The sequence below is a fragment of the Stakelama flava genome (assembly GCF_019351405.1).
Lineage (GTDB): Bacteria > Pseudomonadota > Alphaproteobacteria > Sphingomonadales > Sphingomonadaceae > Sphingomonas > Sphingomonas flava_A.
In genome coordinates, this window is the sequence record NZ_JAHWZX010000002.1 from 258410 (window position 1) to 278048 (window position 19639).

Here is a 19639-nt window from a genome sequence, read left to right on the forward strand (position 1 = left end):
CCTTTTTTATAGCTCCTGTTGAAAGAGCAAGCGCCTATGAACAGTCCGGTCCCCGCCCCCGAATATCCCCGTCGCAGCTATCCGCTCGATCAGGAGGGAAGCGGCGAAATCAGCGTGATGGCGCTGCTCGACATCATTGCGCGGCGCTGGATTCTGATCGCAGGCATTGCACTCGCCGTGACGATCGCTGCGATCGCCGCCTCATTCCTGATGACGCCGTTGTATCAGGCGACGAGCCAGGTAAAGATTGATCCCGCCGCGCGCACGGTTACCGACGAACCGTCCCAACAAACCTCTCCGCAGGCCGATCAGTCGCGGATCGATACCGAAGTCGAGATACTGCGTTCGCGCGATATCGCCGGCCGGGTCGTGCGTGACCTCAACCTCACCAGCGATCCTGAATTCCGCCCCGAGTCGGAAACGGCGGCACGGTCAGGCGCGGAAACTTTCGATCGGGTCGTTGAAAACTTCCTCGATCATCTCGAAATCGCCCGCAATTCGGACAATTATATCGTCTCGGTCAATTTCCGGTCGGAAGATCCCGGAAAAGCGGCAAAAATCGCCAATGCCGTTGCCCAGGCCTATGTCGCGAGCACGGTGGAGGGGCGTACCGCCAATGCCTCTGAACAGGCCAAATTCCTAAGCCAACGGCTCAACAGCCTGGGCCAGGATGTCCAGAGTTCTGAGCAGCAACTGGCGCAATATCGTTCACAAGCGGGAATCGTCGAAGGAACGACACAGGGCACGATCGCCGATCAGCAGGTCGGTCCGGTCGCGGTCCAGCTTGCGCAGGCCGAAAGCGAAGCCGCCTCGGCCCAGGCCGATCTGAACGCGGCGCGTACGCAGGTCGCCAAGGGGCAGCTCACCGCCGTTTCCAGCGTCCTGAACTCGCCGGTCATCGCCAATCTGCGCAGCCAGCGCGCCCAAGTCGCCGACCAACTGGCCCAGATCGAAGCGCGCTATGGCCCGCGCCATCCGGAATATACACGAGTAAAAAGCCAGCTCGACGAAATCGATCAGGGACTTCGCGAAGAGGCCGAACGAATCGTTTCCGGGCTGGCTTCGCGGGCCCAGGCCGCGCAGGCGCGCGCCGCGAGTCTCCGCTCGAGCATGAACCAGGTGCGCAGTGAGCAGGCGGCGAACACCCGCGCCGCGGTTACCGCCGATTCGCTCGAACGGGAGGTCAAGGCCAAACAGGAAGCTTATGATCAGCTTGCGCAAACGCTCCAGCAGGTGAACCAACAGCGGCGCAACATGCTGCCCAACGCCGTGATCGCGCAGCGCGCGAGCGTTCCGCTCGATCCCTATTCGCCGAACCGCATTTTGTTCGGCGCCATCGGCCTGATGATCGGGCTGATCCTCGGGCTTGGTTCGGCGGTCCTGATCGAACTGCTCAGCCGGCGCATCCGCACCTCTACCGATCTGGAGCGGGAGGTCGGCGCGCCGTTCCTCGCGTCCATCCCCCGGCTTACCAGTCGCCAGCTTCGCATCGACGGTGAGCGGGTATCGCCCGAACGCTTCGCGGTCGTCCGGCCGATGTCGAGCTATGTCGAGGCGTTCCGGGTGGTTCGCAACTCAATCGTGCTGAGCGCGCAAACGCCGCCTAAGACGATTGCCATCCTGTCCGCACTTCCGGGCGAGGGCAAATCGACATCCTCGCTATCGCTGGCGCGCGTCATGGCGCTGAGCGGCGACCGCACGATCCTGATCGATTGCGACCTTCGGCGCGGACGGCTTGGGTCGATGGTGGGCGCCGCCGATCGCCCCGGGCTGGTGGAAGTGCTGACCGGCAATGGCCAACTGGCGGACGCGGTAGTCAAGGATCCTGAAACCGATCTCGATATTTTGCCGCTTCGCGACAAGACGTTCACGCCCGTAGATCTTTTCAGCGGCGAAGCTATGCATGCATTGCTCGCCGATCTGCGCGAGCGGTATGATTTTGTGATCCTCGACACCGCACCCGTTCTGGCAGTCGCAGATTCGCGCATCGTGGCTTCGCTCTGCGACACGTCGATCTTCATCGCGCGATCGGAAAGCACGCCGCCGCGGGCAGCTCGTGCCGCAGCCGATCTGATCCGCCATGACGGCACGACGATCGGTGGATCAATCCTGTCGATGGTCTCGCTGCGAGGCGGGCGCCTCTCGGCCTCCGACCCTGCTTATTATAGCGCCAAATATCGCCAGTATCGCGAGGCGTGACGGCAACAGTACAGGCCCGTCGCCACGCTCGGGTGAGGCGCGGTACGAGTCACGCGTCGACGATTCCGCCCCCGCCCCGGTCCGACGCAGTGATCGCGACTGGCATGCTGGCGCTGGGCGCACTTGCGTCAGCTTTGGTGGCGGTGCACGAATGGCGTGTCGCCGGCCTGGCTGATGAGGTAGCGACCGCAACGCGCGAACCCTTCGGTTCCGACACACGCGATGTGCTCGCAAGAGACCTTGCGGTATGCGAGCATAGCAACGACGACCGGGTGTTGCTCAATTGCGTCGCGGGGTACAGCGCGCTCGCCCTTCAGGCCGCCGGTGCGCCTGAAGGTTCAAGGTTCGTGGCGCGGACTCTCGACGCCGACAGCCGCCTGCAACGCATCTCGCCCGCGCTGGGTACTGCGCAGATTATGCACGCACTTGCGCTTTCCACCGCCGGGCGCGACCGTGCGGCGGCGCTGGCGTTGCGTAAAAGCTATACGCTCACGCCCTACTCGCCTCAGGGCGGCGTGTGGCGCCTTTGGTGGGGCGGCCGCCATTGGCAATTGCTCGACATGGATACGCGGCGAGCCCTGGAAATCGAGGCACTATGGTATGGCAGCCAGGGCCAGAGTCAGCGCCAAGCTGTGATCGACGCGATCGACGATACGCCTGCCTATCTTCCCGTGGCGTTGCGGCTTCCCGGCCGGGTGCTGGAAGCTACACCGCTACCGCCCGCGCACGAATAGTCCGGCTGAACGCAATACCCGCCAGCCACGCGACCAGGCAAAGCGCAACCGGAACATCCAGCGCAATGTCGATGAGCCCGGCGATCACCCCGATCGCGAAAGCGGCGCATATTCCCAGCATGCGGATGTCGTAGGCGATATAGCGCCGGGTCTGCAGGATCGGTGTCGCCAGTGCGGCCCCCCCCGCCAATATCAGCAGGGCGTAGGGCCACCCGCCCTCCAGCGCGGCGTGAAGCACGACATTGTGCGCAGCGCCGAAATTCCATCGATGCAGCGCGCTGGTTTCACTCAGGGTGGCAAGATTCACATTGCTGAAATTGCCGAGGCCGTAGCCGAAAAAGGGATGCTGAAAACTGATCTGCGCGAAATCGATCATATCGCGCAGGCGCAAGTTGAAATCCCCGCTTAATCCGGCGAATTTGTGCAGTACGCGGCCGCCGACCAAGGCGAGCAGGGCAAGCGGCGGAACAACCAGAATCGAAATTGCGGGAACCGCCACTACCGCGCCGTGCCGCCAGAGATCGCGGCCCCTTCGTACAACCAAAGCCATCACGCCAAGCCCGGCCAGCATGAGCGCCATCCGTGACTGGGTAAGTGCGATTCCGCCTGCGCAAAAACTCATCGCGCCAAGAACGATACCAAGCTTGAGAACCGGGTAATTACCGGTGCGTCGCATCGGATCGGCGAAACGATCGACAAGCGCCAAAAATTCCGCGCATGTCAACGTCACCAGCATGGCCAGCAAGGTTCCGGCGGTATTAGCGTTACGCATGGTCAGCGCAAAGCGGGCATATTGCGACTGCGGCACGTGCCATAGAGCGACATAGGAGATGCCGAGTGCCTTCAACGTGACTGCCATGGCCAGCCAGAGAAGCGAGAGCGCAATCAGAATGCGGATCGAAAGTCGCGACACCCCGGCATACGCGCCCATTACGGTTCCCATTATAAGCCAGGCCAGCGCAGCGCACTGTACCACCAGGCGCGGCGCGATGCTGGCACGCGACAGCGTATCGACGGCAAACATACCGCGAGGAAATATGATCGACGCGATTAACGGCAATGCCGCCCAAATAAGCGCAGCGCCGAAACACAATATTGCGGGCATCAGGTCTCGCCAGACCTGCGGACCGGGCGGGATCAGGTGAAGGACGACAATCGCGCCTGAAAACGAAGCCAGGCTGAAAAAGGCACCCAGCAAGCTGGTGTTCGCGCCCAGCGCCATCCAGCCGCAAAAGAGCATCGTCGGAGCGAGCGCTGCGGCAGTGGCCTGCCGGGCAGACATGGTGATTGTAGACATCCTTCCCCCGGCCGTCTGGCGACCTTCATTCGCGGCACCGGGCGCGGCTATTTCCTTCCGCACCGTCCCTTTATTGGACGCATCGTCTCCGTAACGGGTTGGAATCGACGATCCAATGCAAATTTCTTATACGCTTATCCTGCAAGTAGGTGGAAAATTAACACTAAGTCGCTACCATGCGGCGATATTCAATTGGCGGCAGCGCTGAAGCGTTAATTATTCGCTCGAACGATCGCTGGTGGAGGAGAGGTTGCCCATGGTCGCACTTTTTTTGGCGATCGCGGCAGTTGTGCTGCTGCTGCTGGCAGCGCATCCTTTCGTCACCTATCCGCTTTCACTCTTCTGGTTCGCTCGCCGCCGCAGGCCGGTTCCGGGAATGATCGAAAGCCCCCGGCCAAGCTGTGCAATATGCATATCGGCATATAACGAGGAAAAGAGCATCGTCGCGAAGGTGGAGCAATCGCTCGCCATGGCTGAACGCTACGGCCCGGCCACGATCCATATCTATGTCGACGGGTGCAGCGACCGGACGGCGGAGTTGCTGCAACCCTATGCCGACCGAATCGACCTGGTGGTTTCCGAAGAGCGTTCGGGAAAGACCCACGGTCTCAACGTCCTGATCGAAAGATCGCAAAGCGACCTGTTGATGTTCACCGACGCCAATGTCGACAGCGATGCAGATGCGCTGGTGCGGCTGGCGCAGCCCTTCGCCGATCCCCGTATCGGTTGTACCACCGCCCGTCTGGTCTATTCGAATCCGGATGAATCGGCGACCAGCTTTATCGGTGCGCTCTACTGGCGAATCGAAGAAGCGGTTAAACAGATCGAGAGCGACACGCTAGGCGTGGTCGGCGTGGATGGCGCCAGCTTCATGGTGCGCCGCTCGCTATATCGCTCCGCCCCGCCCGACCTGATCGACGATCTGTACGTGACGATCGGCGTGATGACCGCCGGAGCGACAGTCGTGCGCGTACCCGAAGTCGTGGTGCAGGAACGCAGCGCCGTCCAGGCGAAAGAAGAATTCCATCGAAAGATGCGAATTTCATGCCAGGCGATGAACGTGCATCGCGCGCTTCGCGGCGAATTACGCAAGCAACCGTTCATCGTTCGATACGGGTACACGTCACACCGCCTGCTTAAATGGCTGATGCCCTATTTCCTGCTGGGTGCCGGCCTGTGCGCGCTGGGCGCAATAACGGCCGCGTTTGGATGGATTACGGGCGTCGCAGCTATCCTGATCGCCGCGGCGATACTGGTGGGTGGCGCGGCCGGCGTCCCCGTTCTTTCGATCGCCTATTCCTCGGCGCTGGCGCTTCTTGGCGTAGGCCTTGGCATCGCGCAGTCGCTGTTCGGCAAGCAGCGCTATCGCACGTGGGAACCCGCTGCGACCATTCGAAGTTCGCAGTCGACGGCGGAGGCGCGGGGGCGTAGTTGATCTTCGGATCGAAAGGCCGCACCGGCCACCAACCCAGGACCGCACGTGGCGAACGTGTTTACGCCATCGGCGATGTTCACGGTTGTTTTCATGAACTACGCCGGTTGCTGGAACTGATCCGCACGCATCATGAATCTCGCCCGCCCGCCGACCGGCTTCGGCTAATCGTATTGGGCGACCTTATCGACAGGGGACCCGATTCGGCGCGTGTCGTCCGCTTTCTGAAAAACCTCTCCGAAGCCACCGGTAGCCTGTCGGTGCTGATGGGCAATCATGAAGAGATGATGCTTGCCTCGCTCGCCGGCGACCGGGCTGCAATGCGCCTATGGACGACGCACGGCGGACGCGAAACGCTGGCAAGCTTTGGTTTCGATCCCGCCCGCCTCGACAATGGCGAAGAAATGCGCGCGCTGGCCGGCGCAATGCGCGAAGCAGTGTCGCAGCCGGTGATCGACTGGCTGCGGGCCCGCCCGTTATGGGAAAGGTCTGGCGACTATCTTTTCGTACATGCCGGCGTTCGCCCGGGCGTGGCGCTCGACCGGCAACAGCGGCACGACCTGTTGTGGATTCGCGACGATTTCCTCAACTGGGAAGGCGCGCTTGGCGGGGCCACTGTCGTCCATGGCCATAGCATCGAAACCGAACCACAAGCGGGTCGCTGGCGCATCGGTATCGATACCGGGGCCTATCGCACCGGTCGGCTAACCGCGCTTTTCGTCGAGGACGGGGAACGCGAATTCCTGACCGTTGAATAGGATTGCGGCGCAAACGACCATGGTTTGCCGCACGGCCTCCGCACCCGAAACCATGGGTAGAAAGGCAAGCGCAGTGTGTCTGCGCACGATCCGGCCGGATTATTGTCCCTGTCGGGCCGCTCCCGCGATATGCCCGGAAAGACGCAGCGACAGAGCAAGCAGGGCGAGCGTCGGATTAGCAAAACTGGAGGTACTGAACGCGGCCGCGCCCGCCACATAAAGCCCGCGCGTGCCAAAGACTTCGCAATTGGCGTCGCACACCCCGTTTTCGGGCGCATCCGCCATCCGCGCGGTGCCGATATGGTGCCCGCCGACCGGGATTTTGCGGGTAAGCGCGGTTTCGTAATCGCGATCGGTCAGCTTCACGGCAACGGTATCGCTGCCATTGAAAGCATCGGCGACGATGCGGAGTCCATCAACCAGCCGGCGATGATCCGCCTCAGTCGTCCGCCATTCGACCGACACGCGCGGCAGACCATGCGCATCCAAACTGTCACCCAGCATGATCCGGCTGTCGGGATTGGGCTCCTGTTCGGCGTTGACGTCGAGCGGGTAGCGATTGCGCGGATCGCGCAGCACTACCGAGGGTAGTTTGCGCCGCGCAAAGGTACGGCGGCGCGCAAAATCATAGGTGAAGGCAGCGAGCCTGGGCGCACCGAAAACCATATTGCGCATATGCGCACCCCAAAAGGAAAGCGCTGTCCCCCCGCGATCACGCCGCATCTGATCCTCCAGCGAGGTCAGTTTGCGCGCATATTCAGGAACGATCCGGCTTTTTACCAGATACATCGCCGAAAGCACCGGGTGACGGTGATCGGGATCGACGATATTGGCGTGATTGGGGCGGAGCACCAACCCGGCCAGCCGATGCCGCCGCTGCGCCTCGGGCGACAGCCAGATATATCGACGGCAGTAAACTCCCTCAGGCGAGCGCTGATAGTCCATTCGCACCTGATCGACGCGGTCGCGAAAATGGATTTCGCCGAGTTCGCCCTCGAAATGGCATTGGTAGAAGCGGCCGACCAGATCGCGTTCATTGCCGAGGCCGCACCGCTTCGCCTCGTTCGAAACAAGCAGCAGCCGGGCGGTTTCGATGCCTCCTGCCGCAACGATGACGCGCGGCGACGCTATCTCGAACGTTCTTTCCCCATCGCCACGGACACGCACGCCGCGTGCCTGTCCGCCATTTGCATCGGTAAGTATCTGCACCACGGGCGCGTTGAGCAACACGCGTATCCGCGGGGAGGATTGCAACCGGTCGCGATAATATTCGCCGAAATGCACCGGATGGCTGAAGCGTTCGATCCGGTCGAGCACCACGTCTGGCGAATCGATACCCGGCGCCAGCGGCGCTGGTTCGCCGGGCAACGCCTCTCCAGCGGCGAAATGCGCCGGGCCGGCATCGGCATAGTCCAGCGCCCGGGCATAATGGTCGGCGACATCGGCATAGCCGATCGGCCAGCGGCCATGCGCAATCCATGGGCGATCTTCAAAATCGATCGGGTCGAAGGGGATGCATCGCCCGCCCCACACCGACGTCGAGCCGCCCAGCACGCGTCGTCGGAACATATCGATTGTGCCATGGCTGGCCGGTTCGACCGAATGGGCGCGATAAAAATCCTGGCTGGCGGAATCGAATGCTGTTCCGCCTGCTTCCAGCAGCACGACGTCCAGACCCGCCCCGGCAAGTTCCAGTGCGAGGACGATACCGGCGGCACCGGCACCGATTACGGTTACGTCCGCACGAAGATCGTTGGGTATATCCCCGCGCGCGTCGAGAATCATGCGACGAACGCGGGCGACGGCATGGCGGCGGCCAGCGCTTCAAGATGCGCGAGCGACGTGGTTCCCACCAGCGCGCTCGCCACGATCGGATGTGCCGCCGCAGCACGCACTGCCTCTACCGGGGAAAGCGCGGGTTGCGCCCGGATAACCTCACGCGCCAGAACAATGCAGCCCCGGTTGCGGATCGCCAGCGCTTCGTCATCGGGCAATGCGGCAATTACATCCCATGGGAGTTGAAGCAGGGTCAGCCCGTCCATCGTCAGTGCAGCCGACAGTCCTGCATAATCATCACATGATACGCCAAAATGGCGGACCTTGCCCGCTTGTTTCAGCACAGCGAGCGCTTCGCCGACACGCGGATCGGCGGCAACGCGCGGCGGCGGGCTGTGCAGCAGGAAACCATCGACATGATCGGTTCGCAATCGGCGAAGCGAGGCATGAAGGCTGGGTGCGAATGAATCGGGCGACCAGTCGAATCGCATCGCATCGTCACGCCGCGCGGTGACCGCATTCGCATCACTAGCCCCGCCCTTCCCGCGCGTCGCCAGCAAGGGGCGAAGGATCGGCTTGAACGGACGCAAGAAACGCATCTTGGCGGAAAAGCCCCGTCCCGTCTTGGTAACGACGAACGCATCCTCGCGACGCCCCTGAAGGACGCGCCCGATCGTTCGCTCGCTATCCCCCTGACCGTAGATGTTCGACGTGTCGAGCGTCGTCAGCCCCAGTTCCATCGCGCGTTCGATAAGCGCTCGGCTTTCGGCCATGGTCCGCGGATTGTTGAACGACCCCACCCGCGCGCAGCCCAGACCCAAGGGGGACAAGGCTGCCTCTCGGGCACCTGCGATGCTCATGCTTGTTTCCCCCTGCCAGCTCTTTTGCGATCGACCAACCAGGCGCGTGCATCGCTTCTGGCGTGTCGCGCCGTTATTTCCAAAGCATGCCAGCTTTCGTCAAGTAATTGCTGTTGGCGCACCGGCGTTCTGCCGTCCTGAAACGGAACCCGCAGCGCCCCACTGCGAACGACGGAACATATGTCATTGTGACGGCCGCACCACCGTGGATCCGGGTATTGCATAGGCGCGGACCCATTCGATCTTCATCCGCGCGGGGAAATGTGTCTTATCGTCCGGAGCGCCGGGCCATTTGCCGCCAACCGCGAGATCGAGCAGCATATATGCCGGCTGGTCGAAATCACGATTGGGGGCCTGCCGAATTGCCTTCCCGTCGATATACCACGTGATCCGGTCGGGCTTCACCATCACGCCATAGTCATGCGGCCGGGTCACGTCCGAAACCGCGATCTTTTCGCCATTGGGGACCTTCTTGCCGCCCTCATCGGTATGAACGGTCGCGTGAATTTCATCGCGTGCACCGATATTTTCAACCACGTCGATTTCCTGCTGGGGCTGGACCGATTGGCCCGGACGAAACGGCGGAAGCAGCCAGAAGGCCGGCCAGAGCCCCTTGCCCGTCGGCATCGCGATTCGCGCTTCAAAATAGCCGTAGCGCATCGCGAACGATTTCTCAGTCGTGATCAGTCCCGACATATAGGGCAGCGAACCGCCCTTGGTATCGGAGGGCAGCGGATTGCGCTGCGCCACCAGCGTCAGGCTTCCCTTTTCCCAATCATAAGACGAACCATCGTGCGCCGGATCGCCATAATATTGCAGTTCGTGGTTGGGCCGCAGCGTTCGCGTTTCCCATGCCAGCGACGAACCGGGATCCTGAACCCCGAACGCGAAATTGGTTTTCCACCGACCATCCGGGTTTTCGACGGGATCATAATAATCGGGCGGCCGATCGAATTTTTCTTCAAATACAAGGCGCAGCGAATCGCGATTGATCGCATTGCCGGTATCTTGCGCTTGCAGCGAGGGAGCGATGCCCAGCGAGGTCAGACCGAGGATCAGCAGCGTGCCGGTTTGGCGGATCATGTCGCATACTCCGACCAGCATGGTTGAACGAACAGGATTGCAGAGCTTGTATCCCCGGGCATAATCCAGTCCTTCTTGCCATCGCCAGCAGCATGGCACCGATATTCCCGGCTCCGGCAATCAATTACCAACGCGCCGTTGCAGATCGCGGTCCTGTCGACAGGGCGGGATAACTCACCGCCACAACGATCCACCGCAGGCGCGGATATATGCGCGCGCATCGGCCGAAAGCGGTTTGCGCGCCGGACGATCGCTGCGCCGTAACCAAGCGAAAAAACGCTTCGCCGCCGCTCCGACACGCACCTGGCCACGCACGCGATAATAAAGATACGGCGTGAATAGCGCATAGTTCAGCATGTTCTGCGGAAACGGCATGTGCATCCACGTCATGATGTATTTGTTGGAAAGGCGGTCGGTCTGGCTGTCGCGTATCGGCTTTCGTCCGGCGGGATGTTCCAGTTCCTCGACCAGAATGTCGGGGACGTAGCGGATTTTCCAGCCGCCATCGACGATACGAAACGCCAGTTCGACCTCTTCAATGCCATAGAAGAATTCGGGATAGAAACCGCCGACCTGACGGAGCGTATCCCGGCGGAACCCGACGCAGCCGCCGACGAAGCGAAAGGTCAAAAAGCTCTCGTCCAGATCGACATCCTTGCGCGTGTGCGGGATCAGATCGACCCGGCGACGGGTTTCGCCACGCACGCGCTTGCGTGTGGAGATGCAGCCAAGCTCCGGCTCGGCCTCGAAATATTGTTCGAACCGGTCGAGATACCCCGGCGTTTCCATCAAGACATCGTCATCGACCACCAGGATATAGGTGCCGCGCGCCGCTTCGATGCCCAAATTGCGTGCCGAGACGCCGCGATTGCCCTCCCCGCCCAGATAACGCGCGAACGGAAATTGTTCGAGCAGGCGTTCGCGGTCCGCAGGCTCGTCATTATTATCGACCAGCAGAACCTCGTAATCGTCGCGCCCCCCATCATTGGCTTTCAACCGGCCGAGCACGTCGTTCAAAAGGAAATCGCGTGCATAGGTCAGCAGCACGATCGAAAAGCGAACATCTGGGTCGCGATTCACTGGTCACTCCACCTTGATGATACCGTCCGGCGAACTGGTCCGCTTTGCGGTCCGCATTTCGCGCTCACTGTAATGATACGATAGTTGCCCGATGGCCGGAACTGAACTAGAACAGATTTTGTTAAGGATAAGACGACCCGAACGGGCCAACCGTCGGGGAACGTTGGAGAGGTCAAATGGTCATCATGCGCCAAGCCCTGGAGAGCAATCCCGCCGGAAACGGCATTTCAAAACGCCAAGCCCCCATAGTTGCGGCATTACGTGGCGGCACCCCCAAAATGTCGACTTTGCCGAACATGCATCGCAGGATGACTGCTGATTTTGACTGGTCGGCACATCCCCGTGATCGCTGGTCAGGCGCTGCCCGTCTTGGCGTGGTTTTCGTCGGTGCTGCCGCGTGCTGGAGCGCGCTGATCGGAACCATGCTCGCCCTGTCGTAACGCGGCGCGAAGCGGCATATCTGCCGCTTGCATCGTCAAATGCGTAAATCAACCGGGTCAATAGGACCCTTTCGCGAGCACGACGCTTGGCACGGTAATCGCCAGAATACGAAGGTTCATCTTCGTGGAACGCTTGCGGCTATACGTAACATCCATGGCCACCCGCCGGCGATAGGTTACGTCGTTGCGTCCGCTTACCTGCCACAGTCCGGTGATGCCGGGGCGAACCGCGCAATAATCGATCAGATAGCGACCATAGCGCTCCGCTTCAGCATGCACGATCGGACGCGGACCCACCAGGCTCATATCGCCGCGCAGCACGTTGAACAGCTGCGGCAGTTCATCAAGACTGCTCTTGCGCAGAAAGCCGCCTATCCCGGTGATTCTCGGATCATTGCGCAATTTGTGATCGCGCGCCCATTCCTCCCGCGCTGTCGCATCTATGCGCAACAATTCGCGAAGTCGTTCGTCGGCATCAACCGCCATCGATCGGAATTTCAGACAGGGAAATTCTCTGCCGCCCCGCCCGATCCGCTTGTGCGCGAATAAAACCGGCCCCGGGTCCGCGGCGAATACCAGAAGGGCGATTATCACCATCAGCGGCGCGAAAAAGATTATCGCGATTACCGAGACGAGAACATCGATCACGCGCATCGCCGCATCGTCGAACTTCATGCCCGGCCGCCGCTGCGGGGGCGTGAAAGTCACGCTGACATTTACCTTCCCCTGCATGACGCTATCCTGCAATTCGCGAATCTGGTGCAGTGCAATACAAGAAAAACAAAGTCATTTTAAGGTGCTTCCTGCGCAGTGCGGCAAAAACGCTCCAAAATGACACGCTCATGCAACCATCCTTATGATAACTAATATTTTTACCCGCTCGATCGCAGAATAACCAGTCATGACATCGCGATGCGCAATGTCCGCTCCGCGCAGCCGATCGGGCAGTTTACCTCGCCCGTCCAGCATCAGTGCGCCACAATGGCGGATCAACGAGCGATTAGCCGCCATATTATGAACTGAACATTATGCAATAAAGATGCTCGTTTCCTTCCCAAAACGATCCGGCAATAACCAGAATGTGCGGTTCGCGTTCCACGGGCCGGGACGGGCCGCCTTTTTCACAGGACGGACGCGATGCGCCGGGCGCGCCAAACCTTAACTTTCGCGAACGCAATATTTCGATTTTTGCGTTGAATGGCCTGCCCGCTATCTCGGTCGTCCACCATGACCAACGGTATTACCGTGCATCGCCCTGCAGGGAATGCCGATGCACGGCGGGTCGCACCCGCACAATACCACCGAAGGAGCGACCAACCGTGTCCGCACTTGCACCGACCAGATTGAGCCATCTTGACCGGCTGGAGGCGGAAAGCATTCAGATCATGCGCGAGGTCGTTGCTGAAACCGAAAGCCCGGTGATGCTCTATTCGGTAGGCAAGGATTCGGCGGTGATGCTGCATCTTGCCAAAAAGGCATTTTATCCCGCGCCCCCGCCCTTTCCGCTGCTCCATGTCGATACGACGTGGAAATTCCGCGCGATGTACGAACTTCGTGATCGCGCCGCGTCCGACGCGGGCATGGAACTGATCGTCCATCAGAACCCCGAAGCGAAGGAAAAGGGGATCAATCCCTTCGACCATGGCGCGCTGCACACCGATATGTGGAAAACGCAAGGGCTGAAACAAGCACTCGACAAATATGGTTTCGACGCCGCGTTCGGAGGCGCGCGGCGCGACGAGGAAAAGAGCCGGGCGAAAGAACGTATCTTCAGCTTTCGCAGCGCCAGCCACGCCTGGGACCCCAAAAACCAGCGTCCCGAACTTTGGCACCTGTACAATGCGCGCAAGGCGAAGGGGGAAAGCATTCGCGTCTTCCCCTTAAGCAACTGGACCGAACTCGACATCTGGCAATATATCATGGCCGAGGGGATCGAGATCGTTCCGCTGTATTTCGCCGCGCCGCGCCCCACGGTGGAGCGCGACGGCCTGATCCTGATGGTCGACGACGACCGGTTCCGGTTTCACGAGGGCGAGCAGGTCGTCGACCGGTCGATCCGGTTTCGCACACTCGGCTGCTATCCGTTGACCGGCGCGGTGGAAAGCGAGGCGGCGACGCTTTCGCAGGTGGTTCAGGAAATGCTCCTCACCACGACTTCCGAGCGGCAGGGGCGCGCGATCGACCACGATCAGGCAGCATCGATGGAGAAGAAAAAGCAGGAGGGATATTTCTGATGACCGCGCACGCCTCCAGCTACCGCGTCGATGCGATGATCGCCCGGGATATCGACGCGTATCTCGACATGCATCGCAACAAATCGCTGCTGCGCTTCATCACCTGCGGCAGCGTGGATGATGGAAAATCCACGCTTATCGGTCGGTTGCTGTACGATTCGAAGATGATCTTCGAAGACCAGCTCGCCAGCCTGGAAGCGGATTCGAAACGCGTCGGCACGCAGGGGCAGGACATCGATTTCGCACTGTTGGTCGATGGCTTGGCGGCGGAACGCGAACAGGGCATCACGATCGACGTCGCCTATCGCTTTTTCGCGACCGAAAAGCGCAAGTTCATCGTCGCCGACACGCCGGGGCACGAACAATATACGCGCAACATGGTCACCGGCGCTTCGACCGCCGACCTTGCCGTCATCCTGATCGATGCGCGCAAGGGCGTGCTGACCCAGACGAAGCGGCATAGCTATCTCGCGCATCTGATCGGTATCCGCCACGTCGTGCTGGCGGTGAACAAGATGGACCTGATCGGGTATGATCAGGCCACCTTTGATTCGATCGTGAAGGATTATCGCGCCTTTGCCGAATCGATCGGGATCGAGGATTTCACCGCGATTCCTATCTCGGGGCTTGCCGGCGACAATATCGCCGCGAGGTCGGAAAATACCGGCTGGTATGCCGGGCCAACGCTGATCGATCATCTTGAAACCGTCGAACTTGACGTCACGCTCGATCAGGCGAAGCCGTTCCGCATGGCGGTGCAATGGGTGAACCGCCCGCACCTCGATTTTCGCGGCTTTAGCGGAATGATCGCCAGCGGATCGGTGCGGCCGGACGATCCCATCCGCATCGTGCCGTCGGGGCGCACATCGACCGTTTCGCGCATCGTGAGCTTTGACGGCGATCTCGACCATGCGGTGGCGGGTCAGTCGGTCACGCTGGTTCTGGCTGACGAAGTCGATTGTTCGCGCGGCGACGTGATCGCTGCTGCCGACGCGCCGCCCCAGTCGGCCGATCAGTTCCAGGCGAAGATCGTATGGATGGATGCCGAAGCGATGCTGCCGGGGCGTGCGCACTGGCTGAAAATCGGCACGCGCACGATCAGCGCGACCGTTCAGCAGCCCAAATATGTCGTCGACGTCAACACCATGGCGGAATTGTCGGCAAAGACGCTCGACCTGAACGATATCGGTATCTGCGAAGTCTATACCGACCGGCCGATCGCGTATGAACCCTATGCCGACAATCGCGACCTTGGCGGCTTCATCCTGATCGACAAGGTCACCAACGCGACCGTCGCCGCCGGGATGATCGATTTCGCGCTTCGCCGCAGCCAGAACGTGCACTGGCAAGCGATCGACGTCACGCGGGACGCCCATGCCACGCAAAAGAATCAGCGACCGCGCCTGCTATGGTTCACCGGCCTGTCGGGGTCGGGCAAATCGACGATCGCAAACCTGGTCGAAAAGAAGCTGCACGCACTGGGCAAACACAGCTTCCTGCTGGACGGCGACAATATTCGCCACGGCCTGAACCGCGATTTGGGCTTTACCGACGCCGACCGCGTCGAGAATATCCGCCGTGTCGGGGAAGTCGCCAAGCTGATGACCGATGCGGGACTGATCGTGCTGACCGCGTTCATCAGTCCCTTCCGCGCCGAACGTGCGATGGTTCGCGACATGCTGCCCGATGGCGAATTTATCGAAATCTTCGTCAACACGCCTCTGGAGGTAGCCGAGCGCCGCGACGTGAAGGGCCTGTATAAAAAGGCGCGCGAGGGGCGGCTGAAGAACTTCACCGGGATCGACAGCCCCTATGAAGCGCCCCGAAACGCGGAGATCACCGTCGATACCGTCACCATGTCGCCCGAGGATGCGGCCAACCTGATTGTCGCGCGGATATTGGAGCAATGAACGGCGCCGGCAACGACGACGCAGCGCTTGCCCGCCGCATCGCCGATGCTGCCGGGGCGGTGCTGGTGACGCTTCGTCAGAGCGGGTTGTTTGCGGGAAAGGCGCTGGGCGCTGCCGGAGATCGCGTGGCGAATGCGCTGATCCTTCAGGCGCTGGCGGATGAGCGACCCGACGACGCCGTGCTGTCGGAAGAAAGCGTCGATAATCCCGAACGGCTGGAACGCCGCCGGGTATGGATTGTCGATCCGCTCGACGGGACGCGCGAATATTCCGAAGGGCGCGACGACTGGGCCGTGCATGTCGCGCTGGCGATCGACGGCGAACCGGCAATCGGTGCGGTTGCACTGCCGAAACTGGGGCTGACGCTGGCGACCGATACCCCGCCTGCGCTGCCTTCACGGAACATGCCCCCCAAAATGGTGGTCAGCCGTTCGCGCCCCGCCCCCGAAGCCGTAGCGATCGCCAAAGAGATCGGCGCCGACCTGCTGCCTATGGGATCGGCGGGCGCGAAGGCGATGGCGGTGGTGCGCGGCGAAGCGGACATCTACCTGCATTCGGGCGGGCAATATGAATGGGATAGTTGCGCCCCCATCGCGGTGGCGCGTGCCGCCGGGTTGCACGTTTCGCGCATCGATGGCAGCGCGATGGAATATAATTGCGCTGACGTCTACCTTCCCGACCTGCTGATCTGCCGCAAGGAGGAGGCAAGCTCCCTACTCGCCGCCATCCGCCGTATCGCTGCCACGACAAGCGCGGCACCGGCCAAGCCCTGACTGATCAGGTTCTGGCGTCATCCTCACCCTGAGCGGCGGCGGCCCGCATGCTGCAAATGTGCCGGAACCCCGCCGCCATAAACGCCGCCATACGGTCCTTGACCCCGACAAAATCGTCGGACTGGCATAGCCCTCCCGACAGCTTGTCGATCCTGCCGGTGCGCGCCAGTGTCAGCGTCAATGCGCCGGTGGTGAAATGATATCCCCAAAAGATATCCTCCTCCGGGCAGCCGGGAAGCGCCTGCTTCAACAGCTCGATCAGTTTCAGGACGACAGGATCGAAATGCGTATCGAACAGTTCGGCTCCCCATTCGGGCGTGTTCGACACCTGCGCGCCCAATGCGGCATAGTTCCGCCAGCCCTCGCCGCCATTGATATAAAGGTCGAGATCGGTGTCGAGAAACGCGCGCAACGCCCCTTCGACCGTGGGCTTGCCGTTCGCCTGACTGGCATATTCGTCAAGCGCGCGTATTCGGCGATCGACGGTTACCGCCGCCCGGCGCGCAAACACCGCGTCGAAAAGCGATTTCTTGTCGTCAAAATAATAATGCAGCAGCGAAGGGCGAACACCGATGCGGTCCGCCACATCCTTCAACGTTACGCCCCATAGGCCGCGCAGCGAGAAGAGATATTCGGCGGCATCAAGAATCTGCTCCTGGCTGGCCGCGCGTTGTTCAGCCTTGGTGCGCCGCCGTGGTTTGCGTTCGGTGGATGTCATCTGGTTTCCGTGAGCAGTCTTTCCGTATCGACGCCACCAACGATAACGCGCTCGATCCTCGCCGCCAAGCGGCACACGGGCGAAGAGGGGCCCACCGGGCCAGCTTCCCGCCGGGCGCGATTTCAACCTAAAATGAACGGCTGACCCGAACACCATATTGGCGCGGCGCACCGGCAAGCCGTCGCAGATTGTTGATCGCGGCGATATAATGCTGGTCGGTCAGATTGGTCGAATAGGCGGCAATCGTCCATGGCCCCTTGTCGAGGGTCAACTGCGCGTTGACGATGTCGCGCGCAACCAGAAAGTCGCCCAGCGCCCGCTGTTCGAACAAGGTCCCCCATGTTGAAGAGATATGCGAATAATCGACGCGGGGGGTGAGCGTCATGTTGTCGTTCAGCGCAATTGCATATTGAATGCCCGTGCTGAGCGTAAAGCGCGGCGCATAACTCTGCCGATTGCCGGTAAGGTCGAGGCAGGTTGCTGTCTCAGGACCAGTCTCAGGATCGCAGACGCCGCTATGCGCCAAGCGCGGATCGAAGGCATAGAAGCGTCCGAGTTTCGAATTCGACACCGACGCCGCCAGATCGAATGCCAGCCCGCCGAACGACCCTTGGGCGGAAAATTCGACACCATACAGTTTGGTCGAACTCGGTACGTTGTACACGGACGTGATCGCAGGGGTGTCGGGATCGACGATACTTACCTGAAAATTGCGATAGTCGTTGTAATAGCCGCCCAGTTGCGTGCGCAAATGGCCGTTGAGCAACGTCGCCTTCCAGCCGATTTCGTAATCGGTGACTTCTTCGGGTTCGAACGGCTGGGGTGTCACGAACGACAGGTTGACGCCGTTCAGTCCCCCCGCCTTGTGGCCGGTCGCGACGAACGCGTAAACGAAGTTGTCGGCATCGATTGTCCAGTTCAGCGCGACCTTGCCGGTAACTTTCTTGTCAGCGGTAAAGTCGTCCTGCGGAATGCTGATCCCATAATTGACGACGGTATAGGTTGCCGTGTTGCGCGATGTTGACCGGGTCCAGCGTGCGCCGGCCTCAATCTGCAACCCTTGCGCCAGTTCGAAACCTACCTGCCCGAAACCGGCAAGCGTGGTGTGCGGGTTTTCTCCCTGAAGCGCCAGGGTGATGATGCCCGGCTCGGTCAAAAGATACCCTCCTTCGGGGAAGGTGTATTTATCGTCCTGCCAATACCCGCCAAGGACCCAGGTAAAGGGTCCGGTGTCTGGCGAAACGAGATTCACCTCCTGCGAAAGGATGCGCTCGTTCACATAATCGTGGAAGGTGTAATTCGCCGCGCTCGACCCGTCATAATCGATATCTTCCTGTGTCGTGCCGCGCTGATATCCGCTGATCGAACGCAACTGGACACCGCCGGCAAAAGTGTACGTCGCGTCGAGCACGATGCGTCCGCTTTCGTCCTTGCTGTGGTTATAGGCGTTGTTGGTGATGGTGAACGGATCGCTGGTGGCGGTGGCCGGGCTGCCCGGATATCCTCCGGTGGAAATATTGTTGTAATCGCCTTTCAGCAGGACGCGCAGTTGTGAGGTCGGCTGCCATAGCATGCTGATCCGCATGCTCTGCGAACGCAGCTTCCCCAGATCGCCATAATAGGAGCCGCTGGCGTCATAGAAGCTGTCGCGAACCTGGGTGTTGTTGGCGATGCGGACCGCCAGCGTGTCGCTGACCGGCAGATTGGCCGCCCCCTGCAGCTTGATATCGTTATAATTGCCGTACTGGGCGAGTGCGTACCCGCTGATTTCGTTCAGGACCGGGTTTGCCTCGGTAATGAATACCGCGCCGCCAGTCGCATTCTGCCCCGCAAAGGTGCCCTGCGGCCCACGCAGCACTTCGACGCTGGCGATATCGTAATAGGGTTCGCTCTGAAAATAGCCGGGGAACGTCGCAACGCCATCGCGATAGGTAATTACGCCGACGCCGACCGTGCTGCCGACCTCGCCCTTGCCGATCCCGCGAATGTTGAATTGGTTGCCCTGCCCTGCATTATTGACGGTTAATGAAGGCGACGCGAACTGGAGCTGGTCCACCGTGTTGACGCTCTTCTTCACAAGGTCATCGCCGGTCAGAACCGTTGCGGCGACACTCGTGCGCTGAAGGCTGGTCGACCGACGTTCGGCGGTCACGACGATATCCTTGCTGACGTCATCTTCCGGCACGGACGGATTGTCGGATACGGCCTGGGCCGGATCAGGATCGACCGCCGCCTCCTGCGCCTGTGCACGAGTAGCGCAAAAGAACGCGACGACGGACATCGACAGCCAGAAACCTGTCTTCATGCAAACCTCTCCATTCAGCGCGCTCTTTGGCGCGTCCGAT

At 60.9% G+C, this 19639-nt stretch carries 15 protein-coding genes and 1 pseudogene; 8 read left to right on the forward strand and 8 right to left on the reverse strand.

All coding sequences use genetic code 11. The features are described from left to right. The first annotated feature begins 36 nt into the window (after positions 1–36). A complete protein-coding gene (locus KY084_RS03365) occupies positions 37–2199 on the forward strand; it encodes a GumC family protein (RefSeq protein WP_219237011.1) in 2163 nt (720 codons plus the stop codon). Positions 2200–2303: 104 nt separating this feature from the next. Then, on the forward strand, positions 2304–2933 hold the full coding sequence (locus KY084_RS03370; protein ID WP_219237012.1) for a hypothetical protein: 630 nt from the start codon (positions 2304–2306) through the stop codon (positions 2931–2933). Here KY084_RS03370 and KY084_RS03375 read toward each other — a convergent pair. Beyond that, positions 2905–4215 carry an O-antigen ligase family protein gene (locus KY084_RS03375; RefSeq protein WP_219237013.1) on the reverse strand — a complete coding sequence of 437 codons (1311 nt, stop codon included), beginning with the start codon at positions 4213–4215 and terminating at the stop codon, positions 2905–2907. The two genes, KY084_RS03370 and KY084_RS03375, sit on opposite strands and share 29 nt — an antisense overlap. Positions 4216–4486: 271 nt before the next feature. Here KY084_RS03375 and KY084_RS03380 point away from each other — a divergent pair, with 271 nt between their 5' ends. Both KY084_RS03380 and KY084_RS03385 read left to right on the forward strand, forming a co-directional pair. Continuing rightward, a complete protein-coding gene (locus KY084_RS03380) occupies positions 4487–5665 on the forward strand; it encodes a glycosyltransferase (RefSeq protein ID WP_219237014.1) in 1179 nt (392 codons plus the stop codon). Then, positions 5662–6279, forward strand: a pseudogene (locus tag KY084_RS03385) (metallophosphoesterase); the annotation flags it as partial. The gene KY084_RS03380 and the pseudogene KY084_RS03385, both read left to right, overlap by 4 nt. A 240-nt stretch (positions 6280–6519) precedes the next feature. Here KY084_RS03385 and KY084_RS03390 read toward each other — a convergent pair. The 4 genes from KY084_RS03390 to KY084_RS03405 form a co-directional block, all read right to left on the reverse strand. Continuing rightward, on the reverse strand, positions 6520–8205 hold the full coding sequence (locus tag KY084_RS03390; protein ID WP_219237016.1) for an FAD-dependent oxidoreductase: 1686 nt from the start codon (positions 8203–8205) through the stop codon (positions 6520–6522). Continuing rightward, positions 8202–9056, reverse strand: a complete 855-nt coding sequence (locus tag KY084_RS03395; protein ID WP_219237017.1) for an aldo/keto reductase — start codon at positions 9054–9056, stop codon at positions 8202–8204. The genes KY084_RS03390 and KY084_RS03395 overlap by 4 nt, the downstream gene beginning before the upstream one ends. Before the next feature lie 183 nt (positions 9057–9239). After that, entirely contained in the window at positions 9240–10139 is a 900-nt protein-coding gene (locus KY084_RS03400) for a glycoside hydrolase family 16 protein (protein ID WP_219237018.1), read from the reverse strand. Positions 10140–10313: 174 nt separating this feature from the next. Then, positions 10314–11219, reverse strand: a complete 906-nt coding sequence (locus tag KY084_RS03405; protein WP_219237019.1) for a glycosyltransferase family 2 protein — start codon at positions 11217–11219, stop codon at positions 10314–10316. 176 nt (positions 11220–11395) lie between these two features. On the opposite strand from KY084_RS03405, the gene KY084_RS03410 reads away from it, so the two are divergent. Continuing rightward, positions 11396–11659 (forward strand): hypothetical protein, encoded by a 264-nt coding sequence (locus tag KY084_RS03410; RefSeq protein WP_219237020.1) that lies wholly within the window; start codon positions 11396–11398, stop codon positions 11657–11659. Positions 11660–11716: 57 nt separating this feature from the next. Here the strand turns inward: KY084_RS03410 and KY084_RS03415 are convergent, their stop codons facing one another. Continuing rightward, the gene (locus KY084_RS03415) at positions 11717–12391 is read right to left on the reverse strand and encodes a sugar transferase (RefSeq protein WP_246586830.1); all 675 of its coding nucleotides are present in this window, start codon (positions 12389–12391) and stop codon (positions 11717–11719) included. Positions 12392–12978: 587 nt separating this feature from the next. Between KY084_RS03415 and cysD the strand changes: the two genes are divergently transcribed. Genes cysD through KY084_RS03430 form a run of 3 tightly spaced genes read left to right on the forward strand, consistent with a single transcriptional unit; the run spans position 12979 to position 16576 of the window. After that, complete coding sequence (gene cysD / locus KY084_RS03420; RefSeq protein WP_219237021.1) at positions 12979–13893, forward strand: sulfate adenylyltransferase subunit CysD; 915 nt, start codon at positions 12979–12981, stop codon at positions 13891–13893. Then, positions 13893–15803, forward strand: a complete 1911-nt coding sequence (gene cysN / locus KY084_RS03425) for a sulfate adenylyltransferase subunit CysN (protein WP_219237022.1) — start codon at positions 13893–13895, stop codon at positions 15801–15803. The genes cysD and cysN overlap by 1 nt, the downstream gene beginning before the upstream one ends. Continuing rightward, a complete protein-coding gene (locus tag KY084_RS03430) occupies positions 15800–16576 on the forward strand; it encodes a 3'(2'),5'-bisphosphate nucleotidase CysQ (RefSeq protein WP_219237023.1) in 777 nt (258 codons plus the stop codon). Before cysN ends, KY084_RS03430 begins: the two co-directional genes overlap by 4 nt. Before the next feature lie 4 nt (positions 16577–16580). On the opposite strand, the gene KY084_RS03435 is transcribed toward KY084_RS03430, so the two are convergent. Both KY084_RS03435 and KY084_RS03440 read right to left on the reverse strand, forming a co-directional pair. Continuing rightward, complete coding sequence (locus KY084_RS03435; protein WP_219237024.1) at positions 16581–17294, reverse strand: TetR/AcrR family transcriptional regulator; 714 nt, start codon at positions 17292–17294, stop codon at positions 16581–16583. 127 nt (positions 17295–17421) lie between these two features. Continuing rightward, positions 17422–19599, reverse strand: a complete 2178-nt coding sequence (locus KY084_RS03440) for a TonB-dependent receptor (RefSeq protein ID WP_219237025.1) — start codon at positions 19597–19599, stop codon at positions 17422–17424. Between the last annotated feature and the right edge of the window lie 40 nt (positions 19600–19639).

Bases quoted from the DNA above. Each gene is read 5' to 3' on its own strand.
- KY084_RS03390 (WP_219237016.1), bottom strand. From the start codon at position 8,205: ATGATTCTCGACGCGCGCGGGGATATACCCAACGATCTTCGTGCGGAC.
- KY084_RS03410 (WP_219237020.1), top strand. From the start codon at position 11,396: ATGGTCATCATGCGCCAAGCCCTGGAGAGCAATCCCGCCGGAAACGGC.
- cysN (WP_219237022.1), top strand. From the start codon at position 13,893: ATGACCGCGCACGCCTCCAGCTACCGCGTCGATGCGATGATCGCCCGG.
- KY084_RS03435 (WP_219237024.1), bottom strand. From the start codon at position 17,294: ATGACATCCACCGAACGCAAACCACGGCGGCGCACCAAGGCTGAACAA.
- KY084_RS03395 (WP_219237017.1), bottom strand. From the start codon at position 9,056: ATGAGCATCGCAGGTGCCCGAGAGGCAGCCTTGTCCCCCTTGGGTCTG.
- KY084_RS03415 (WP_246586830.1), bottom strand. From the start codon at position 12,391: ATGCAGGGGAAGGTAAATGTCAGCGTGACTTTCACGCCCCCGCAGCGG.
- KY084_RS03400 (WP_219237018.1), bottom strand. From the start codon at position 10,139: ATGATCCGCCAAACCGGCACGCTGCTGATCCTCGGTCTGACCTCGCTG.
- KY084_RS03430 (WP_219237023.1), top strand. From the start codon at position 15,800: ATGAACGGCGCCGGCAACGACGACGCAGCGCTTGCCCGCCGCATCGCC.
- KY084_RS03375 (WP_219237013.1), bottom strand. From the start codon at position 4,215: ATGTCTGCCCGGCAGGCCACTGCCGCAGCGCTCGCTCCGACGATGCTC.
- KY084_RS03370 (WP_219237012.1), top strand. From the start codon at position 2,304: ATGCTGGCGCTGGGCGCACTTGCGTCAGCTTTGGTGGCGGTGCACGAA.
- KY084_RS03440 (WP_219237025.1), bottom strand. From the start codon at position 19,599: ATGAAGACAGGTTTCTGGCTGTCGATGTCCGTCGTCGCGTTCTTTTGC.
- KY084_RS03365 (WP_219237011.1), top strand. From the start codon at position 37: ATGAACAGTCCGGTCCCCGCCCCCGAATATCCCCGTCGCAGCTATCCG.
- KY084_RS03380 (WP_219237014.1), top strand. From the start codon at position 4,487: ATGGTCGCACTTTTTTTGGCGATCGCGGCAGTTGTGCTGCTGCTGCTG.